A 15,127-nucleotide genomic window follows, 5' to 3' on the forward strand; every position below is an offset into this window, starting at 1 on the left:
CCATGGTCACCAGCATCCTCACGGCCGACGACGGCCTGCCGCCGCAGCCCGGCGGGGCCCCGCTGAGCCGGATCGCCTTCGCCGCCGCCCACGTGGTGGCCGACCCCCGGGGTGAGAACGCCCCGGGAGCACCCGCGGCCGTCGACTGGGACGCCACGCTCGCCTTCCGCCACCACCTGTGGTCGCTCGGCCTCGGCGTGGCCGACGCGATGGACACCGCGCAGCGCGGCATGGGCCTGGACTGGGCCGCCACCAAGGAGCTGATCACCCGCTCCGGGGCCGAGGCGCGCACGGTGGGCGGCCGGCTGGCCTGTGGCGTCGGCACCGACCAACTGACTTCGCCCGACGCGTCGTTGGCGCAGATCCTGGCCGCGTACGAGGAGCAGCTCGCCGTCGTGGAGGAAGCCGGCGCCCAGCCGATCCTGATGGCCAGCCGTGCGCTCGCCGCCGCCGCCGACGGGCCCGAGGACTACCTGCACGTCTACGGCCGGCTGCTCTCCCAGTCGCGCGAGCCCGTCATCCTGCACTGGCTCGGCGAGATGTTCGACCCGGCACTGGCGGGGTACTGGGGCTCGGCCGACCTCGACCGGGCCACCGGCACCGTGCTGGACCTGATCCGCGAGCACGCCGACCGGATCGACGGCATCAAGGTCTCCCTGCTGGCCGCCGACCACGAGATCGCCCTGCGCCGGGCCCTGCCCGAGGGCGTCCGCCTCTACACCGGTGACGACTTCAACTATCCGCAGCTGATCCGCGGTGACGAACTCGGTCACAGTCACGCCCTGTTGGGGATCTTCGACCCGATCGCCCCGGTCGCGGCCGCCGCCCTGCGCGCCCTCGACGCCGGGGACCTCGACGGCTACGACAGGTTGCTGGCACCGACGCTGCCGCTGGCCCGGCACCTGTTCGCCGCACCGACGTACCACTACAAGACGGGCATTGTCTTCCTGGCCTGGCTCGCCGGGCACCAGGGGCACTTCACGATGGTGGCCGGCGCCCAGAGCGGCCGCTCCGTCCCGCACCTGATCGAGCTGTCCCGCCTGGCGGAGGCGGCCGGCATCCTGCCGGACCCGGTTCTCGCCGCCCAGCGGATGGGCCGCTTCCGCGCCGTCGCGGGGGTGGAGTCGTGAAGGGCCTGTCGCTGAACCAGATCACCACCAAGGGCTGGAGCCTGCCGGAGGCCGTCCGGGGCTGCGCGGAAGCGGGGATCCCGGCGATCGGGCTGTGGCGCGACAAGGTCGCCGAGGTCGGGGTCGCCACGGCCGCGACACTGGTGCGCGACGCGGGGCTAGCGGTGAGCAGCCTGTGCCGGGGCGGGTTCCTCACCCCTACCGACCCGGCGGGCCGCCGGGCCGCGCTGGCCGAGAACCTCCGCGCCCTGGAGGAGGCCGCCGAACTCGGCACCGACACGCTGGTGATGGTGGTCGGCGGTCTGCCCGACGGTGATCGCGACCTGGCGGGGGCGCGGTCCCGGGTGGCCGACCTGGTGGCCGAACTCGCCTCGCACGCGGGTGACTTCGGTGTCCGGATGGCCATCGAGCCGCTGCACCCGATGTTCTGCGCCGACCGGGCCGTGGTGTCCACGCTGGGCCAGGCCCTCGACCTCGCCGAGCAGTTCCCCGCCGACCAGGTCGGCGTGGTGGTCGACAGCTACCACGTCTGGTGGGACCCGCAGTTGGCCGCGCAGATCGCCCGGGCCGGCGCGGGCGGCCGGATCGCCTCGTACCAGGTCTGCGACTGGATGCTGCCGCTGCCCGCCGACGCCCTGCTCGGGCGGGGCCACGTCGGCGACGGCCACATCGACTTCCGCGCCATGACCGACCAGGTCACCGCCGCCGGCTACACCGGCTGGGTCGAGGTCGAGATCTTCAACGAGGACGTCTGGCGGACGCCCGGCGAGCAGACCCTGAGGACCGTGATCGAGCGTCATCTCGCCCATGTGATCGCCCCGTGAGGGTGGTCATCGCCCCCGACTCCTTCAAGGGCACCGTCACGGCCGGGGACGCTGCCCGGGCGCTGGCCGACGGCTGGCGCTCCGTCAGACCGGACGACCGGCTGGTGCTCCGTCCGATGGCCGACGGCGGCGAGGGCACCCTCGCCGCCGTCGCGGCCGCCCACCCGGGAACCGTCCTGATCCGGGTGGAGGGCTGCACCGGCCCCGACGGCCGGCCCGTCGACGGCGCGTACGCGCTCCTCCCGGACGGCACCGCCGTGGTCGAGCTCGCCACCGTCAGCGGCCTGCCGCTGGCGGCGGATCCCGCCCCGCTCACCGCCACCACCCGGGGCACCGGTGAGCTGGTCGCCGCCGCACTCGACCAGGGTGCCCGGCGCCTGGTGGTCGCCCTCGGCGGCTCGGCCTCCACCGACGGCGGAACCGGCCTGCTGGCCGGCCTGGGCCTGTCGGTGCTCGACGCCGACGGTGCACCGCTCCCGGACGGCGGCGGCGCACTCTCCCGGGCCCACCGGATCGACCGGGGCCGGTTCCGGGCCGCCCCCCGCGACGGCGTCGACCTGCTCACCGACGTCGGCAATCCGCTGCTCGGCCCCGACGGTGCCGCCGCCGTGTACGGACCGCAGAAGGGCGCCGGCCCGGCCGACGTCGAGCAGCTCGAGCGGGGGCTCACCCGCCTGGTCGAACTGCTCGGGGGTGACCCGGACCAGCCGGGCGCCGGCGCCGCCGGGGGCACCGCGTACGGGTTGACGGCCGCCTGGGGTGCCGTCGTCACGCCGGGGGCGGCAGCGGTCGCCGAACTGCTCCGCCTGGACGAGGCTCTTGCGGACGCGGACCTGGTGATCACCGGCGAGGGCCGGTACGACGCCACCAGTCTGCTCGGCAAGGTGGTCGGCGAGGTGGTGGGCCGGGCGGCGCGGGCCGGGGTGAGTGCCCGCATCGTCGCGGGGGAGTCCGACGAGGACGTGGCGGTGACGCTGACCGGGCTCGCCGGCAGCTCCGTGACGGCGCGTCAGGATGCGCCGCGCTGGCTGCACGAGGCAGGGGCGCTGCTGGCCCGCGAGGCGGGGGGGGGCGGGGGGGGGGGGGGGGGGGGGGGGGGGGGGGGGGGGGGGGGGGGGGGGGGGCGCGGCGGGGCCCCCCCCCGCCCCCCCCCCCCCCCCCCCCCCCCCCCCCCCCCCCCCCCCCCCGGAGGTAGCAACGTAGAGCTGCCCGACCTCGGCCGGGCCACCCCGCGCTCCGCTCGTCTTCATCGCCAAGGCACCCGCTTGGTCAATCCACCGCCCCCTCCCCATGGTCGGTGCCCCGTGAGAGGCTGATCCCGCCATCCCCGTACGGGGACCAGATGATCGACCAGGGGGCGGGGTGTACGTCACAGAGTTCGGCCTCTCCAACGTCCGGAGCTTCCATGGGGCCCGTGCGGTGGACGCGCTCGTGCTGCCCCAGCCCGAGGATGGCGGCAGTTGGACTGTGATCGCAGGCCGGAACGGCTCCGGAAAGTCCACGCTCCTACGCGCCCTGGCCCTCGCACTCGCGGGCCCACAGGTGGCACGCGCCCTCGGCCAGGATTTCGGCGGCTGGATCACCACCGGTGAGACGGCTGCCTGGTGCCAGGCAACCGTCTCACCCGACTACACGGTCGACCAACTCACCGGCCGAGGTCGAGGACCGGACGGTCGCATGGTGCTCGGCCTGGACTGGACGCTGCCGGACATCGGTGACGCCACGTTCGGCAACCCATTCGGCAACCCCGTACAGCCTTCACTGTCCCCGTATGACGGTGTCAATTACGGTTCTCCTTCGTCTGCCCGCGGCCCCTGGCGTGACCATCCGCAAGGCTGGTTCTGCGCCGCGTACGGCCCGTTCCGGCGTCTCGTGGGCGGCAGCGGAGAAGCCCAACGCCTAATGCTCGCGCCGGGGCCTGCCGGGCGGATGGCCTCGCTCTTCCACGAGGACGCCTCGCTAGCCGAGGGCGTCAGCTGGCTCAAGGAGTTGCGACTGCGCAGCTTGGAGGGCCGCGAGGAAGCCACTGAACTGCTGGATTTCGTCAAGGAATTGCTCTCCGACGGCCTACTGCCCGACGGCTACCGGGCGCTGCGGGTCTCGTCTGAGGGACTTTGGGTGGCCCCGACCGACACCCCGGATCGTGCTTATCCGCTGCGGGAGATGAGCGACGGCTTCCGAACCGTCGTGGCGTTGGTCCTCGATCTGGTCCGACAACTCCAAACCGCGTATGGAACCCTCAACGCTGGAACGGACGACGCTGGCCGGCCAGTCGTACGAATGCCGGGTGTGGTCATCATCGACGAGGTGGACGCGCATCTGCACGTCACCTGGCAGCGACGTATCGGTGACTGGCTGAAGAGCCACTTCCCGAGGATCCAGTTCATCGTCACCAGCCACAGTCCGTACATCTGCCAGGCCGCGGACCCGGGCGGGCTGATCCGGTTGCCGGGGCCGGAAGAGCAGCGAGCGCCGGAGGTAGTCGCGCCAGATCTGTACCAGCGGATCGTGTACGGCAGTGGTGAGGACGCCGTCCTATCCGAGCTCTTCGGCCTGGAGACCCCGTACTCCGAGCGTGCGGACAAGCTGCGAAGGCTCCTCGTACGCCTGGAAGAGAAGGTGTTCGACGGCGAGGCGGACGACAACGAAGTCGCGGAGTACAAGAAGTTGGCGGCCGAGTTGACGAGTTCCCGCACAGCACGGGTCTACGAGATGGCGGCGCACCTGGCGGGTGGCGAGTGATCCCCGTACATCGACTGCCTGCCACGCACACGATGACTAAACTGTGCGACTTCCGCACGGAGAAGATTCGGGAGGCGGGAGCCACCAGCCAGGCCGCCCATGAACAATGGAAGGCCGCGAAGGCTGCCCGAATTCATATCAAGGGTCTGCTTGAACAGATGGCACCGGGTCGCGTCCGCTGCATGTACTGCCTGGACAACCAGGGCACCGATATCGACCACTTCGAGCCGAAGGCTCGCACCCCGCTACGCACCTTCTGCTGGGATAACCACGTGCTCGCTTGTTCTTACTGCAACAGTAATGTGAAGCGCGACCTATTCCCCTGCGATCCCGCAACCGGCGCCTGTCTGCTCATCGACCCGACGGTGGACGACCCAGCGGACCATCTGAAGTTGCTGCTGAAGTCGGGGGAGCTGAAATGGCGCACGTCCAAGGGGCGGCGCAGCATCGAGGTCTTCGGGCTGAACCGCCCCATGCTGCGGCAAGGCCGAGCGGATGCCTGCGGGGTATTCATCTCCGAAATCGTCCGGTGGCATGACCAGGTACGGCTCGGGAAGGTCGAGGCAGCTACGCGCACGGCCGTACGATTGCGTCAGTCAGGTTTCCCCGATGTGCTCCGCACGCTTGAAGGCGTAGCCGGAACACCTCTGGCCTCAGTCCTGGAAGACCGGTACTTCCCCGAGGCCCTGGCCGCTTGGGTTGCTATCCCCAATTGTCAGAGGGTGATTCCCTCGATGCGTGCGGGGCATACAGTCACACTGTCAGCGGGATCCTGATCCGTGATCAGTTGGATGCCACCCGACAGAAGGGTCATCGACCGCTTGTGGCACAGTCCTCTTGAGCCAGCGGCCGACAAGGACCAGCTGACGGTGTTACTGGACTCCGCGCACTGGGAACACGATGACCGCACTGGGACAGCATCACTGGGAGCACCAACGCTGTGGGATCTGAACGTCGGCGGGGCGCCAAGGCAGCCGGCAGCTGTGTGGCCGACGCACTGCTGCACCCGAAACTCAACACGGACGGGAGGTGCGCGGTTGGTAATAGGGTTGTTAGGCTATGAAGTTGGCTCGGATCCTCATGGGACAGGGGAACAGTGTGAGTGAGATTGCCAAAGCAGTAGCCGCGCTTGAGGAGCAGGCCGCCGAGGCTCGCGAACTCCGACAGACCGTCGAACGTGTTGAGACCGAGATCGACGCACGTTTGGACGAACTCCGCGGCATCGGCAGCGCGATCCTCGAGCTCCATTTCGACCTTGATAACCAGATCGCCGAGCATGACTACTCGGCTGTCGAACAGGCAGTCGGAGCCCTTGAGGCGCTGGTGGACATCGCAGAGATCCTTCCCAAGATCGACGCGGTGTTGCTGCTGACCGCGCTCCTGGAGGCCACGCCTACCCCCGACCTCACGGTGCCGATCGAGCTGTTCAAGGCGGCCGAAATGCGCGCCTTCGAGCACCCGCGGTTGACTCAGGAGGACCTCGACCGGCAGTTCCAGACCGAGATGGCCGACTGGTCGGACCCAGCCGAGCAGGACGACCAGTGGGCCGATGACCACTGGAGTGCCGAGCAGGACGCTATCCGGAGCCGTGCTCACTCGGCTGGCGTGCATCTGAGGGAGCTCGTCGACTACATCGGAGACAACCTCTGGCCCACTCTCATCGAGTCGGTCGAGGCCCACTCTCGCGACGATGCAATCGACGTGCTGGCAGCTGTCGCTGCGGCGACGCGTGATGCGAGGCCTGCGTACAAGCTGTACGAGGTCAATTTGTCGGCTCAGTACACGATGAACCCGTCATCGCTCGGTGCAATGGGCGAGTTCATCGCCGATGCCGAGGCTTGGCTTAGGTCCCAAAGGGACTCGTAGGGAACTTCGCCAGTTGCGCGGTTGAGCGGCTATTGAAGAGAAGCCAAGATCACCTGGCCGGCTGACAGTCCCGGGTGGCCCCAGGAAGGACTCATGACGCTACCGGTCGGCGGTGTGCCAGATCCGTGCCAGAAAGGGTGGTGAGCGAAGGGTATCGTCGGTCAGACCGGGCGGCCAAAGGGCCCATCCGGCGCGGTAGCGCCGCAGGTCAGAGGCCGTTTGCGGCTCGGAGGGCCAAAGATTCCCAAGCTCATGTGCTGTTGATGACTTGGCCTGACGCGCTTGTCTCAGCTCGCGTTGGTGAGGTACGACGGCAGCATGCATCGCTGGTCACCTCTGAATGAGCGTCAGCTCTCACTTCTGGCTCGCATCGGCGGGGGTGGGAACCCGGTCACCTCGGATGAGTCCGAACTCGCCCTTACCGCCCGTGCTTTGAAGGAGCGCAGGCTCATCAGCATGCCGAAGGCCGAGGGGGTGAAGTGGCGAGCGGAGATCACCGAGGTAGGCCGTTTCTACCTGGAGCACGGGCATCATCCGGACCGCCCTGCCCCGAAGTCCAAGAGCACGGCCCGGACTTCCGCCGACACGGCATCGCAGAGCGAACCTAAGCAGACAGTCCTGCCGCGTGAGCAGGCCGCCGTTCGGGCGCCTGCAGAGCGGCGGCCGCCGAAGTCGCCGAAGGAATCCAGGGCCGTGAGCGGACCGGCGCTGATCGAGCAAGTCCAGCAGGCGGGCCGCTTCTTGACGATCCCTGATCCGGCGCCGGAGGAGCGGGCAAGGCTACGCCGGTCCTTCGATGCGGCTCGCACCTGCGTGCCTGACGGATACCAGCTGAAGTACAGCGGCCGGGAGAAGGGCGACTTCTTCCTCGGCCTGCTTCGCGACAACGGGCTGGACGACACCGAGTGGAACCGGATCCGCCTCCAGCGCAGCCGGGTCATCACGGACGTGGACGCTGTGATCGCGGCGCTGGAAGCCGATCACAGTGCCTTCGAGGTCTCCGAGGACGTGCTGCCCCGGGTGCTGTCGATCGTCCGGCTCATCGCTCAGGAGGCGGCGGTGCGGCATGGTGACGTGACGGTGACCAAGAAGCGGAAGCAGCCGCGGCCGATGCTCTCCGTCCACGGCAGGACGTGGGAGCTGAGCTTCAAGGAGCGGCAGAAGCAGGTCCAGTTCGTGCCGCAGGCCAAGGGCCGGCGCAAGACGTACGAGTGGCAGCGGGTGACTCCCGCCCACCGGTCCGAGCCGTCCGGCGAACTCGACCTTCAGGTGATCGAACCGCACCCCTACGGCTACGGGTACAGCGGTGGCTGGAAGAAGGACTGCGCCGACACTCCGAAGCGGCCGCTGGAGGAGCAGATCAGCTCGCTCTTCCGGGCGCTGAAGACCCGCGCCGAGGAACAGGAGCGCCTCCAGCTGGAGCGCGAAGCCGAGCAACGCCGACAGCGGGAAGAACGCGAGAAGGCGGAGGCCGAGCGGCAACGGCTGGCGACCGAGCAGAAGGAGCGCCAGCAGCGGGACTGGCAGGCCGCAGTGGCGGCGGCCGGCAGCAAGGCCGTAGAAGCCGCACGCCTCGAACGGTTCGGTTCAGCCCTGGAGCGCTGGCAGGGAGCGCGGGAGATCAGGGAGTTCTGCACGGCGCTGGACGAAGCCGCGAGCCGAGCTGACGATGTGGCAGAGGCACAGCGGTTTCGCGAGTGGTCCGCCTGGGGCAGAGCGGAGGCGGATCGGATCGACCCGACGGCTCCCGGAATCGGGCTCGGCGTCGAGGTTTTCGACACCGAGCCCACGGGCGACGCGCTCCGGCCCTTTCTCAACGGGTGGAGCCCGCACCGGCCGGAGAAAGAGGCGCCACCCGCCGAGCCCGCCCCGTCGCGGCAGCAGGCCGATCCGTGGCGCGAGGTCAGCGCCGCACCTCGGGACCAAGGCTGGAGACACGGACCCCAAGGTCGCGCTCAATGGTGGAGGCGATGACACCGTGCCCTCGGTCGCGCAGGGCCTTCAAGGACCGCTCGACGATGCTGCCGAGCCGCTCGACCTCGGCCCGCAGCGCGAGCAACTCGTCGAACCGCTCCACCCGCTCCTGACCACACCACTCGCGGACCGTCCGGAGCATCTCGTCCTCAGCCTGTAGCTTCCGGTCGTCCCGGCGGTTCCACGACTGCCATGAGGGCTGCGCACGCTCCTGGTCGAGGGCCTCCTGCCGGCGCTCGACCTCCGGGAGGATCTCCTCAGCCAGGACCTCCGCAGCCCGCCGTGCGATCCGCTCGGTGACCGGCCAGCCTGCCAGCAACAGGCCGCTCCGGGTCTCATGAAGCATCGGGTCGGCACGCAGCTCAGCAGCATCGAGCCCGAGCCGGTCAGCGGTGGCATCGAGAGCAGTGAGCTCCAGAACGCCGGCATCGGCCGCCGTCGTGCGCAGCCGAATCTGGTTCTTGGGGCGGACGAAGCCGAGAACCATCCGGGCTGTCTCGAACTCTGCGGTCTTCCGCACTTGCCGGGACGCTTCGGTCAACGCCAGTTCAGCAGCGTCGTCACCTTGGAAGAGCGCGACGTCGTCCCACAACGCGACCAGTGATGCCGGAGCGACCCAGTCCTGCAGCCCGGCGTCCTCACCTTCGAGGAACCGGACGTGCACCTGTGTGGAACGGCGCGGGCCGCCCACCCGGACGATCTCCACTCGGCGGACCGCGCCGCCTAGCATCTTGGGCTGGGCTCGGTAGGCCCAGTTCTCGCCGATCTCCATCCTGCTATTGAGCCAGGTCACAGCGGCCCCTCGCTACCACTTCCCTATGGTTCGCGGTGATCGGAGGAGCGGGCCGCATCAGGAAGCGGCGGAATCGGGCACCGACCCGCCGCTCACCTGTCGTGCAATCAGATCGCGCCCGCGGGGATGGTTCCGAGGCGGCCTGCCTGGAAGTCCTCCATGGCCTGCTGGAGTTCGCGGTGGCTGTTCATCACGAACGGGCCGTAGTGGGCGACCGGCTCCCTGATCGGCAGACCGCCGAGGAGGACGACCTCGAAGTTGGCGCTTCGGGAGTCCTGCGCGGCGTCGGCCCTGATGGTGAGGGAGTCGCCTTCACCGAAGACGACGGACTGCCCCATGTGGAACGGGCGCCGTTCGGCACCTGCGGAGCCAGTGCCGGCGAGGCCGTACGCCAGGGCGTTGAAGTCGGACCGCCAGGGCAGCGTGACCTGGGCACCGGGGTTCACGGACATGTGGATCATCGTGATGGGCGTGTGGGTGGCGCCGGGGCCCTTGTGGCCAGCGATGTCACCGGCGATGAGCCGGACGAGCGCGCCGCCGTCCTCGGAGGCGAGCAGCTTCACGCTCGTACCCCGGATGTCCTGGTACTTCGGCGCGATCATCTTGTCCGCGGCGGGCAGGTTCACCCAGAGCTGCAGCCCGTGGAAGAGACCGCCGGACATCACCAGCGACTCCGGCGGGGTCTCGATGTGCAGCAGGCCGGAGCCGGCCGTCATCCACTGGGTGTCGCCGTCGGTGATGACGCCGCCGCCGCCGTGCGAGTCCTGGTGGATGAAGGTGCCGTCGATGATGTACGTGACCGTCTCGAAGCCGCGGTGCGGATGCCAAGGGGTCCCCTTCGGCTCACCAGCCGCATAGTCCACCTCGCCCATCTGGTCCATCATGATGAACGGGTCGAGGTACTTGGTGTTGATCTTCGCGAAGGCCCGGCGGACCGGGAAACCCTCGCCCTCGAAGCCCTCGGGAGCGGTGACCACCGTCAGGACCGGCCGCGACACGTTGGTCGTGGGGTCGGGGGTGGCGACGCGCGGAAGGGTCAACGGGTTCTCGACGGTCACGGCGGGCATGTCGGTCGGCCTCCTTCTGGGGTCTGTGGCCTACATCCGCAAAGGTAGTTCAACTCTCAACAAGAAGCAAGTTGAAAGTTGAACCACATCACGGTGGGCCGGCCGGGCTTGAGTCGGGCGGAACTCAGCCGTACATCCGGCGCATGGTGAAGTCGACCATCTGCTCCACGGCCTTGGCGTCGAACACCATCCGGTGCTCGCCCTCCATGTCCAGCGCGAAGCCGTACCCGGTCGGCAGCAGGTCGAGCACCTCGGCGCCGGTGACGCTGAAGTGCTTGGAGTCCTTGCCCGCGTACCGGCGCAGCTCCTTGAGCGAGCTGAACATCGGGATCACCGGCGTCGGGGTGTTGTGCAGGGCCAGGAAGCCCGGGCGGTCGCCGCGCGGGCAGTGCACCTTCGAGGTGATGAAGATCGCCTGGAAGTCCTCGACCGGCATCGACCCGGTGGTGAAGGCCCGGACCGCGTCCGCGAGGGATGGCGGTGAGGGTTCGGGGTAGAGAGACTGCTGGGGGGCGGCCTGCGGTGGCTGCTCGCCGTACTGGCCGGGGCCCGGCATGCCGTTCATCCCCTGCTGCTGGGCGTGCTGCTGCTGCGCCTGCTGCTGGTAGGGGTCGCCCTGATACCCGGTCTGCTCGTAGCCGTACACAAGGGCAAGGCTATCGGGGGACGTGACCGTGTTCATAGCCCTTTCACGTCGAGGGGCTTGAACAAGTTACTTACGGGTAGCATCATGGTGCCTACTGGTGGGTAAGTGGGGCGCTCGAAGGCGGCGGACCCCGGAAGCGACGAACCGGAGAAACGGTCATGGGTCACTACAAGTCCAACCTGCGTGACGTGGAGTTCAACCTCTTCGAGGTGTTCGGCCGTGACCAGGTGTACGGCACCGGTCCGTTCGCCGACATGGACGTCGAGACCGCGAAGAACATCCTCGCCGAGATCTCGCGTCTCGCCGAGAACGACCTCGCCGCCTCGTTCGTCGACGCCGACCGCAACCCGCCGGTCTTCGACCCGGAGACCAACACGGCGCCGATCCCGGCGACCTTCAAGAAGAGCTACCAGGCGTACATGGACGCCGAGTGGTGGCGGCTGGGCATCCCGGAGGGGATCGGCGGCCAGGTCACCCCGTCCTCGCTGATCTGGGCCTACGCGGAGCAGATCCTCGGCTCCAACCCGGCGATCTGGATGTACTCCTCCGGTCCGGCGTTCGCCGGCGTCGTCTACGACGAGGGCACCGAGGAGCAGCAGAAGGTCGCCCGGCACATGGTCGAGCGCCAGTGGGGCGCCACCATGGTGCTGACCGAGCCGGACGCCGGTTCGGACGTCGGCGCCGGCCGCACCAAGGCGATCAAGCAGGAGGACGGCTCCTGGCACATCGAGGGTGTGAAGCGCTTTATCACCTCGGGCGAGCACGACATGTCCGAGAACATCATCCACCTGGTGCTGGCCCGCCCCGAGGGCGGCAAGCCGGGCACCAAGGGCCTCGGCCTGTACATCGTGCCGAAGTTCGACTTTGACTGGGAGACCGGCGAGCTCGGCGAGCGCAACGGTGCCTACGCGACCAACGTCGAGCACAAGATGGGCCTCAAGGCGTCCAACACCTGCGAGATGACCTTCGGCGCCAAGCACCCCGCCAAGGGCTGGCTGGTCGGCGAGAGCGTCGACGGCATCCGCCAGATGTTCAAGATCATCGAGTTCGCCCGGATGATGGTCGGCACGAAGGCCATCGCCACCCTCTCCACCGGCTACCTGAACGCGCTGGAGTACGCCAAGGAGCGGGTGCAGGGCGCCGACATCTCCAACTTCCTGGACAAGGCCGCCCCGCGCGTCACCATCACCCACCACCCGGACGTCCGCCGCTCGCTGATGACCCAGAAGGCGTACGCCGAGGGCATGCGCGCCCTGGTGCTCTACACCGCCTCGGTCCAGGACGACCTGGTGGCCGCCCGCCTGCGCGGCGAGCACGACGACGCCGCCGAGCGCCTGAACGACCTGCTGCTGCCGATCGTCAAGGGCTACGGCTCGGAGAAGTCCTACGAGCAGCTGGCCCAGTCGCTCCAGACCTTCGGTGGCTCGGGCTTCCTGCAGGAGTACCCGATCGAGCAGTACATCCGGGACGCCAAGATCGACACCCTGTACGAGGGCACCACCGCGATCCAGGGCCTGGACTTCTTCTTCCGGAAGATCGTCAAGGACGGCGGCCAGGCGCTCACCGTGGTCTCCGAGCAGATCAAGAAGTTCCTCGCCACCGGTGAGGGCGGCGACGCCCTGGCCACCGAGCGCGAACTGCTCGGCAAGGCCGCCGGTGACCTGGAGGCGATCGTCGGCAAGCTGCTGGCCGACCTCTCCTCGGTCGAGCAGGACGTCAAGAACATGTACAAGGTGGGCCTCAACACCACCCGCCTGCTGATGGTCTCCGGCGACGTGGTGGTCGGCTGGCTGCTGCTCCGCCAGGCCGCCGTGGCGCTGGCCAAGCTGGAGGCGGGTGCCACCGGCAAGGACGTCGCGTTCTACCAGGGCAAGGTCGCCGGGGCCCGCTTCTTCGCCCGCAACGTGCTGCCGACCGTCACCCCGCAGCGGCTGATCGCCGAGGGTGTCGACAACGAGATCATGGAGCTCGCGGAGGAGGCCTTCTGAGGCCCGCCCCCCATACCGCCTGACACACCCTCAGCACCACGGGGCCCGGTCCACCAGGACCGGGCCCCGTGGTGCATGACCGGTTCCCGGTGCCGCGGCTCCGGCAGCCGCACCCCTGACACCGGCGCTTCACCGTTGTGTCACCGTTGTTGAGTTCACAACGTCATGTCCGTGTACGGGCATATGCTCGGGTGCGAAGACCGGTCCCCCATCCGGCTTCCGCCCTCCCTCAACTCAGGAGCAGCATGTCGACCGCCGCCCGCCCGGCCTCCTTCGACCGAACGCACACCGATGACCTGATCAGTTTCCTCGGCACCTCGCCGTCACCGTTCCACGCGGTGGCCAGTGCGGCCGAGCGGCTGGAGAAGGTCGGCTTCCGTCGAGTGGCCGAGACCGAGGCCTGGGACGCGGCCGCCGGCGGCCGGTACGTCATCCGTGGCGGGGCGCTGATCGCCTGGTACGTCCCCGAGGGCGCGGGCCCCGAGACACCGTTCCGGGTGGTCGGCACCCACACCGACTCGCCCAACCTGCGGGTCAAGCCGGTGCCGGACACCGGTACGTCCGGCTGGCGGCAGGTCGCGGTCGAGATCTACGGCGGCGTGCCGCTGAACACCTGGCTGGACCGCGACCTCGGCCTGTCCGGCCGACTGGCGCTGCGCGACGGCAGCGTGACGCTGGTTCAGCTCGACGAGCCGCTGCTGCGGGTGCCGCAGCTGGCGATCCACCTGGACCGGCAGGTGAACGAGGGCCTCAAGCTGGACAAGCAGCGTCACCTGACGCCGATCTGGGGGATCGGCGCGGTCAACGAGGGCTCCCTGATCGAGTACGTGGCCGAGCGCGCCGGCGTGGCCGCGGACGCCGTGGTGGGCTGGGACTTGATGACGCACGACGTGCAGCCGCCGTCGTACCTGGGCCGCGACCGCGAGCTGCTGGCCGGGCCCCGGCTGGACAACCTGCTCTCGGTGCACGCCGGCACCGCCGCGCTGGCCGCCGTGGCCGGTGGCGACCTGCCGTACATCCCGGTGCTGGCCGCCTTCGACCACGAGGAGAACGGCAGCGAGTCCGACACCGGCGCCCAGGGCCCGCTGCTCGGCAACGTGCTGGACCGCAGCGTGCACGCCCGGGGCGGCTCCCTGGAGGACCGCGCCCGCGCGCTGGCCGGGACGATCTGCCTCTCCTCCGACATGGGGCACGCCGTGCACCCCAACTACAGCGAGCGGCACGAGCCCGGGCACCACCCGATGCCGAACGGCGGGCCGATCCTCAAGGTCAACGTCAACAACCGCTACGCCACCGACGCGGTCGGCCGGGCGGTGTTCGCCGCCGCCTGCGAGAAGGCCGGCGTGCCGTGGCAGACCTTCGTCTCCAACAACTCGATGCCCTGCGGCACCACCATCGGCCCGATCACCGCGGCCCGGCTCGGCATCACCACCGTCGACTGCGGCATCGCGGCGCTCTCCATGCACTCGGCCCGGGAGCTCTGCGGGGCGGACGACCCGTACCTGCTGGCGGCGGCGCTCAAGGCGTTCCTGGAGGGCTGACCGACGCCGAAGGGGGCACCCACCGGGTGGTGGGTGCCCCCTTCGTGACGCGCGCTCGGACGCGCTCGGACGCGGTCAGGCGATCGAGGCGGCGATGATCGCGGCCACCGCGAGGTTGCAGCTGGCGGTCACCCAGACCGCCGGGTGCGGCTCCGGGTCGACCAGGATGGCGCCCAGCTTGCCCGGGGTGACCACGTCCAGCAGCCAGAAGGCCACCGCCATCAGCACCAGGCCGAGCAGGCCGAAGGTGGCCGTCGCGGCCAGGCCCTTCCCGAAGTCGTCGTAGGTGTACATGATCGCGGTGAAGACGATCCCGCCGATCCCGAGCAGCGCGGAGCTGAGCACCACGGCGGCGTTGCGGTTGCGCTCCACCCAGATCTGGTGGCCGAGCTTGCCGGGCGTCAGCAGGTCGACCAGGCCGACCCCGAGCAGCAGCAGGACCACCCCGACCGCGCCGTAAACCGCTGCCGCGCCAAGCCCGTTGACGATGTCGTGCACGGTGAGCCCCCAGGGAGGAACGAGTCGGTGTCCCGGCCCGGGACCGGCCAAAAGATAT

Annotated in this window: 13 protein-coding genes; 9 read left to right on the forward strand and 4 right to left on the reverse strand. The window is 69.4% G+C overall.

Annotated features, from left to right (window positions below; all coding sequences use genetic code 11):
* Positions 1–2: 2 nt before the first annotated feature.
* From ACIRPK_RS13955 to ACIRPK_RS13985, 7 genes are all read left to right on the forward strand, one after another.
* Positions 3–1,130, forward strand: coding sequence for a dihydrodipicolinate synthase family protein (locus ACIRPK_RS13955; RefSeq protein ID WP_403037544.1), 1,128 nt, complete (start codon positions 3–5; stop codon positions 1,128–1,130).
* Complete coding sequence (locus ACIRPK_RS13960) at positions 1,127–1,954, forward strand: sugar phosphate isomerase/epimerase family protein (RefSeq protein ID WP_403037546.1); 828 nt, start codon at positions 1,127–1,129, stop codon at positions 1,952–1,954. The genes ACIRPK_RS13955 and ACIRPK_RS13960 overlap by 4 nt, the downstream gene beginning before the upstream one ends.
* A complete protein-coding gene (locus ACIRPK_RS13965) occupies positions 1,951–3,270 on the forward strand; it encodes a glycerate kinase (RefSeq protein WP_403037547.1) in 1,320 nt (439 codons plus the stop codon). Before ACIRPK_RS13960 ends, ACIRPK_RS13965 begins: the two co-directional genes overlap by 4 nt.
* Before the next feature lie 46 nt (positions 3,271–3,316).
* Positions 3,317–4,696, forward strand: coding sequence for an AAA family ATPase (locus tag ACIRPK_RS13970; protein ID WP_403037550.1), 1,380 nt, complete (start codon positions 3,317–3,319; stop codon positions 4,694–4,696).
* Between the two features lie 32 nt (positions 4,697–4,728).
* The gene (locus ACIRPK_RS13975) at positions 4,729–5,472 is read left to right on the forward strand and encodes an HNH endonuclease (RefSeq protein WP_403037552.1); all 744 of its coding nucleotides are present in this window, start codon (positions 4,729–4,731) and stop codon (positions 5,470–5,472) included.
* Between the two features lie 322 nt (positions 5,473–5,794).
* Positions 5,795–6,562, forward strand: a complete 768-nt coding sequence (locus ACIRPK_RS13980) for a hypothetical protein (RefSeq protein WP_403037554.1) — start codon at positions 5,795–5,797, stop codon at positions 6,560–6,562.
* A gap of 456 nt (positions 6,563–7,018) precedes the next feature.
* Positions 7,019–8,536, forward strand: coding sequence for a PE-PGRS family protein (locus ACIRPK_RS13985; RefSeq protein ID WP_403037556.1), 1,518 nt, complete (start codon positions 7,019–7,021; stop codon positions 8,534–8,536).
* Here the strand turns inward: ACIRPK_RS13985 and ACIRPK_RS13990 are convergent.
* The 3 genes from ACIRPK_RS13990 to ACIRPK_RS14000 all read right to left on the reverse strand — a co-directional run bounded on the left by ACIRPK_RS13990 (position 8,466) and on the right by ACIRPK_RS14000 (position 11,042).
* Positions 8,466–9,308: a PE-PGRS family protein gene (locus tag ACIRPK_RS13990; RefSeq protein WP_403037559.1), complete on the reverse strand. Its 843-nt coding sequence runs from the start codon at positions 9,306–9,308 to the stop codon at positions 8,466–8,468. The two genes, ACIRPK_RS13985 and ACIRPK_RS13990, sit on opposite strands and share 71 nt — an antisense overlap.
* Positions 9,309–9,436: 128 nt before the next feature.
* The gene (locus ACIRPK_RS13995; RefSeq protein ID WP_403037562.1) at positions 9,437–10,396 is read right to left on the reverse strand and encodes a pirin family protein; all 960 of its coding nucleotides are present in this window, start codon (positions 10,394–10,396) and stop codon (positions 9,437–9,439) included.
* Between the two features lie 124 nt (positions 10,397–10,520).
* The gene (locus ACIRPK_RS14000) at positions 10,521–11,042 is read right to left on the reverse strand and encodes an SseB family protein (protein ID WP_057234384.1); all 522 of its coding nucleotides are present in this window, start codon (positions 11,040–11,042) and stop codon (positions 10,521–10,523) included.
* 158 nt (positions 11,043–11,200) lie between these two features.
* On the opposite strand from ACIRPK_RS14000, the gene ACIRPK_RS14005 reads away from it, so the two are divergent.
* Positions 11,201–13,030, forward strand: coding sequence for an acyl-CoA dehydrogenase (locus tag ACIRPK_RS14005; RefSeq protein WP_403037565.1), 1,830 nt, complete (start codon positions 11,201–11,203; stop codon positions 13,028–13,030).
* 245 nt (positions 13,031–13,275) lie between these two features.
* A complete protein-coding gene (locus tag ACIRPK_RS14010; RefSeq protein WP_403037567.1) occupies positions 13,276–14,571 on the forward strand; it encodes a M18 family aminopeptidase in 1,296 nt (431 codons plus the stop codon).
* Positions 14,572–14,646: 75 nt separating this feature from the next.
* Here ACIRPK_RS14010 and ACIRPK_RS14015 read toward each other — a convergent pair whose 3' ends face one another.
* Positions 14,647–15,069, reverse strand: coding sequence for a DUF350 domain-containing protein (locus ACIRPK_RS14015; RefSeq protein WP_403037570.1), 423 nt, complete (start codon positions 15,067–15,069; stop codon positions 14,647–14,649).
* Between the last annotated feature and the right edge of the window lie 58 nt (positions 15,070–15,127).

This window comes from Kitasatospora sp. NPDC101801 (assembly GCF_044766665.1).
GTDB lineage: Bacteria > Actinomycetota > Actinomycetes > Streptomycetales > Streptomycetaceae > Kitasatospora.

Bases quoted from the DNA above. Each gene is read 5' to 3' on its own strand.
- ACIRPK_RS13955 (WP_403037544.1), top strand. From the start codon at position 3: ATGGTCACCAGCATCCTCACGGCCGACGACGGCCTGCCGCCGCAGCCC.
- ACIRPK_RS13975 (WP_403037552.1), top strand. From the start codon at position 4,729: ATGACTAAACTGTGCGACTTCCGCACGGAGAAGATTCGGGAGGCGGGA.
- ACIRPK_RS13985 (WP_403037556.1), top strand. From the start codon at position 7,019: ATGCCGAAGGCCGAGGGGGTGAAGTGGCGAGCGGAGATCACCGAGGTA.
- ACIRPK_RS13990 (WP_403037559.1), bottom strand. From the start codon at position 9,308: ATGGAGATCGGCGAGAACTGGGCCTACCGAGCCCAGCCCAAGATGCTA.
- ACIRPK_RS13995 (WP_403037562.1), bottom strand. From the start codon at position 10,396: ATGCCCGCCGTGACCGTCGAGAACCCGTTGACCCTTCCGCGCGTCGCC.
- ACIRPK_RS14005 (WP_403037565.1), top strand. From the start codon at position 11,201: ATGGGTCACTACAAGTCCAACCTGCGTGACGTGGAGTTCAACCTCTTC.
- ACIRPK_RS14010 (WP_403037567.1), top strand. From the start codon at position 13,276: ATGTCGACCGCCGCCCGCCCGGCCTCCTTCGACCGAACGCACACCGAT.